Raw genomic sequence first — 4,263 nt, forward strand, 5'->3', positions numbered from 1 at the left:
GTACTTACAGATGGAACGCACCACTTTGCGGGCGTGACCTTTTCCTCTAAAGGGCGTCAGCGTCAGTACGCCAAGATCCGCAATTTGCGCATTGTCCTCCCAAGGATACATACTGGCGGCACTGACCAGGCGGTTTTGCTCAAAAGAGCCGAACACCGCCCAGTGATCTAATTCCACATAAGCGTCATCCAAGTCTTGTTCCGAGGCGGAGGACTCGAACTCATAGAAAACAGCATCATCTTGCTCTGTTAACCGGCGTAAGTCACCTTCCAGATTTTCCTGCAGCAATACGTTCTTATCGGTTTCTGAAAAATAAAAAAGATAATCTGCGCCATGCAGAGTGACTCCCGCTTCATTCAATTTCCGGCGAAAGATCTCCTCAGACAGGTCTTGTCGTTGATAAAGGCCTACCTTATCGGCCATCGCAGGCGTCAGGACCGCCATAACCCGGCCATCGGTGGTTTCCAGGACCATGACCCGACTGTCTTTATCCAGGTCCGGGTTGATGGTGACAGTAAAGACTTCATCGGTATAGAGGATGTCTCCGTTCAAAAATTGCGTCCGCCAAAAGTCAGTTATCGTTTGTAAGAATAAAGACATACTTCTTCCCCCCTCGCTCTCTCCATTTTACTACTATGGCACTGTACCTTCTTTGCTAAAAAAGCCTCCTGTTGGACCGTCCAAGGGAGCGTAGCTAAAATCGATAACAATGGACGGCATCTTCCCTCAACGTTCATTTGAATAATAACGTGTCACATGTTACTTTTCAAGCCTCTTACACCACTCAGCACCATTTTCTCATGATCAGCTCGATCGGACCTCTTTTCATCCATTTTCTCCACAGACTCGAAAAGATAATGGAGATAATGAAATAAACGGTTCCGTATGCCACTGCAAAAGAAAGACTTCCGTTTTCCAAATAACTCACTGTCATCAGAAAACCTATTCCGATCACTACGTGCCCGATATAATGGGTTAACGATAACTGTCCTGTATGGATCATCGCCTGTGTCAGAAGGGAATTTTCAAATTTATCGACCACATAAAGACAGATCGCAATGATGGCGACAGCTGAACAAATGCCAGAGAAAACATACAGCATTGTGGGCGGCATCGGTTTAGTTCCAAAAAGATAAGTTGCTGCTTCATTACTCAGTACTGGAGAGGTCCATTTAACCAAGAAGAAAGAAATCGATTCAAAAACAACCGTTCCTGACAATGAATACAACAGTACCTTCGATCGGTTTTCCTTATTCAGCCAACGTTTTCTGCCAATCCACATGCCGATGAGGAAGAAGCTCAGCCAAGGAAAGATCGGATGGAATCCGTTAAATAACAGATTACGAATGAACCCTTCTATTGTCCAAAAACCCGTATAATCTTTAAAACTCAAGTTCCACCCTTTGGTGTAATCGAACATGACTAAAAACAACTGTGATGCTACCAAGATCATCGAAAACAAACCGAGTATTTTATTATCGGATACGGTGATCAAGACTGCAGCTACAAGCATAAACACCGCATAATAATGCAAAATGTCGGCACTCCAGCCCATTAACAATAAAAGCACGCCAGCTATAAACAGAAAAGCAGCTCTCTTGTACAAGCTGTTCCGGCTTTGACGAATGAGCTCCCCGTTCATTGAGTTACGGGCTTTCGAGGTCATTAATGCCACCCCGATGCCAGCCAACACGACAAACAAGGCGGATGCTCTCCCCTCAAAAAGGCCCGCTATCGCTTGCAACCATGCCGATCCGCCACTCTCCGCCTGCATCGCCAGCTTATAGTTCACGATTATCATGCCGAAGATCGCCAATGCTCTTGCAAAATCAAAGGCAGTTATCCGCTCTTTCGCTTGACTCATGCCACATCATCTCCCTTAATACTTTTCGCTTTATGACGTGACGATTGAATCATCCGTTTTACAAACCAGGAAACAACCACCAAAAGTACCACAGCGATTACGATATCCCAAGAATATCGCTCAATAGATAGCAGCAGCTTTTCCCATTGTGAACCGAGTGCGTATCCCAATCCGATAAAGCTAATGCACCAAAACAAGGCACCGCTATAAGCATAGACTGCAAAGGTTCGGAACGAAGAACCCAAAATGCATGTGAAGTATCCGGTTAGCGTCACTCCTAAGGGATGCGGCTTGGAATACCTAAACAATACACCCTAGGTGTGACCTAAGGTCAATTGTTTTGTTCAAAATTTTAAGAAGTATGTGCTATTTCCCTGCATTTTCCGTATTGAACAACAGCCATGCAGGACGCCTCTAGATTACAAGCACGATGCGAAGCAGCGGGGTTGTAGTGCATAGCTCAAATTAATAATACGATGATTGAACTGAAGTTAAGGGATGGACAATTATTTTGGAAACAGACTTAGATTTGTCTAAGTAGAAGCGTTTTGAAGCAGAGATCATCCTATTAACCGTAAGATGTTATTTAAAATATAGTCTAAGTTATCGTGATCTCGGAATGGGTAAACCAAGCTTAAGGGTCTGTCCCTGAAACCAAAGCTATATTCCCCCAAGGATTATAGGCGCCTGTTCTAATTACCGCTATAGCCTGGTTCGCAATACCTTTTAGCTTTATTTGATTTCAACTCCCAGTCCCTCTTTAAGTTTAAAAGCTTTTAACTGCTTCATTACCTTTAGCTCTTTTCCAAAGCTGTCATGCAGCTGCAGGTAAAGCGGATAAAGCTTATTATACAAGCTAACCTTGTCCGGTTCAGGCTGATAACGAATCGTCATCCTATCGGTCATATGAGCAGCAGCCAGAAGAACACTTTCATAACCTCCATCCAATTGATCGGCTGCGACTACGGCAAAAATAGCTGAACCGAGAGCAGATGCGTTAGGTGTTGTCACTACCTGCAGTTCCTCCGTGACATTCGCAAAAATTTGCATCAGCAAATCATTTTTAGTAGATAAACCGCCACATGCATTAAGAGCTTTAATTTCAATACCACCTTGCTCGAAGGCATCTATGATTGTTCGAATAATTCCGCGTTTACGCAGATATATAGTAAATAGTTCGTATTATGTTCAGAGGGAACAGGAGTAAAATCATGTCTCCCAACACGGCAGCCGGTACAGTAGAGAAACTCAAGCAGCACTGTCGGAAAATTATTAGATACATGTCTAATCGATTATCGGACTAAGTTCTTGTCCCTCGACAAGAACTTAGAATTCATCCGGATTAAGCGGATCTGATTGTCCAAGTCTGGCATCTAAACCGTATCCCGAAGATAAAGTACCCGATAATGGCTGCAGATCAAATTTATCGGCAGAAAAAAAAGAATATTTTGCTGAACACAATCAACTCGATGGACAGTGGGTGGATCCAAATAATGTTATTTCTCTTAATGAATATAAAACAGGAAATTTTGACGAAGAGTGACCCATGTTTTAAGATGAGAATATAGCAATCATGCATCGATTGCTTTGTACCTACCGGAAGCAATGGGTTGTGACCGGCGCGCAAAAGAAACGACAAGAAACGTCTTTTCACTAGGAAAGACGTTTCTTGTGTATTATAAAAACTTAGAATAGATTATGAATTATAAATTTACATAACCTGCGAAGTTTGACAATTTCAATATAGTGATAACAGTAAATAGTACACCGATTACTTTTTTCAGAAATGCACGTAGAAATAATAAAGCCACTGTAGATCCAACAATTAGTAGAATATATTTTTGATCATCACCTAATCGGAAATAACACAATGTTCTTGTCTCGCGACAAAAAAGGACTCTGAAACATAACGGTGAAAGCTATGCCCGATCCAGGAGTTAAAAATATCCGTACTGAACTGTATATGGTGTCATACACCGTATACAGCCCTTTTTGACCAACTAAATTATAAGTTTGGATTTTCGACTCTGTTCCGTTCTAACTCCTGGTGTTTTATATGGTGTATAACACTACTATATAAAGTTTGTCACTTTCTTCTCAAATCAATGTTTTTCACCAAAAATTAGCGTCATTCGTTCCTCGTCGTAAGTTTATTTGTACATCTCCCGATCTTCTAGTTCAGCCTGTCACCATAATTTCATAGAGAATCGTCTTCTTATATGCGCTCATTGATTTTGATCAACAATTTCTTTAAGACTTGCTTTTCCTCGTCGGTAAGGACTTGAACGATTTCTTCCTCCACCTTTTGGAATGAGTCTTGAAAGTCTTCAATCAGTTCAACTGCTTTTGGCAGTACATATATATTTTTTTGCGTTCATTATTGGCCGGGATTTTACGCT

At 41.9% G+C, this 4,263-nt stretch carries 4 protein-coding genes and 1 pseudogene; all 5 read right to left on the bottom strand.

The window, feature by feature from the left end; genetic code table 11:
- Positions 1-600: acetyltransferase (locus AMS66_RS01785; RefSeq protein WP_053779193.1), on the bottom strand; the 600-nt coding region annotated here is incomplete at its 3' end.
- Between the two features lie 184 nt (positions 601-784).
- Complete coding sequence (locus tag AMS66_RS01790) at positions 785-1,864, bottom strand: DUF418 domain-containing protein (protein WP_053779194.1); 1,080 nt, start codon at positions 1,862-1,864, stop codon at positions 785-787.
- On the bottom strand, positions 1,861-2,109 hold the full coding sequence (locus AMS66_RS33040) for an SNARE-associated domain-containing protein (protein ID WP_053779195.1): 249 nt from the start codon (positions 2,107-2,109) through the stop codon (positions 1,861-1,863). Before AMS66_RS33040 ends, AMS66_RS01790 begins: the two co-directional genes overlap by 4 nt.
- A gap of 487 nt (positions 2,110-2,596) precedes the next feature.
- On the bottom strand, positions 2,597-3,031 hold the full coding sequence (locus AMS66_RS01800; protein ID WP_082350520.1) for an FGGY-family carbohydrate kinase: 435 nt from the start codon (positions 3,029-3,031) through the stop codon (positions 2,597-2,599).
- 1,048 nt (positions 3,032-4,079) lie between these two features.
- Positions 4,080-4,263: pseudogene (locus tag AMS66_RS34485) on the bottom strand (MarR family transcriptional regulator); the annotation flags it as partial.

The organism is Paenibacillus xylanivorans, assembly GCF_001280595.1.
In the GTDB taxonomy this organism is placed as follows: Bacteria; Bacillota; Bacilli; order Paenibacillales; family Paenibacillaceae; genus Paenibacillus; species Paenibacillus xylanivorans.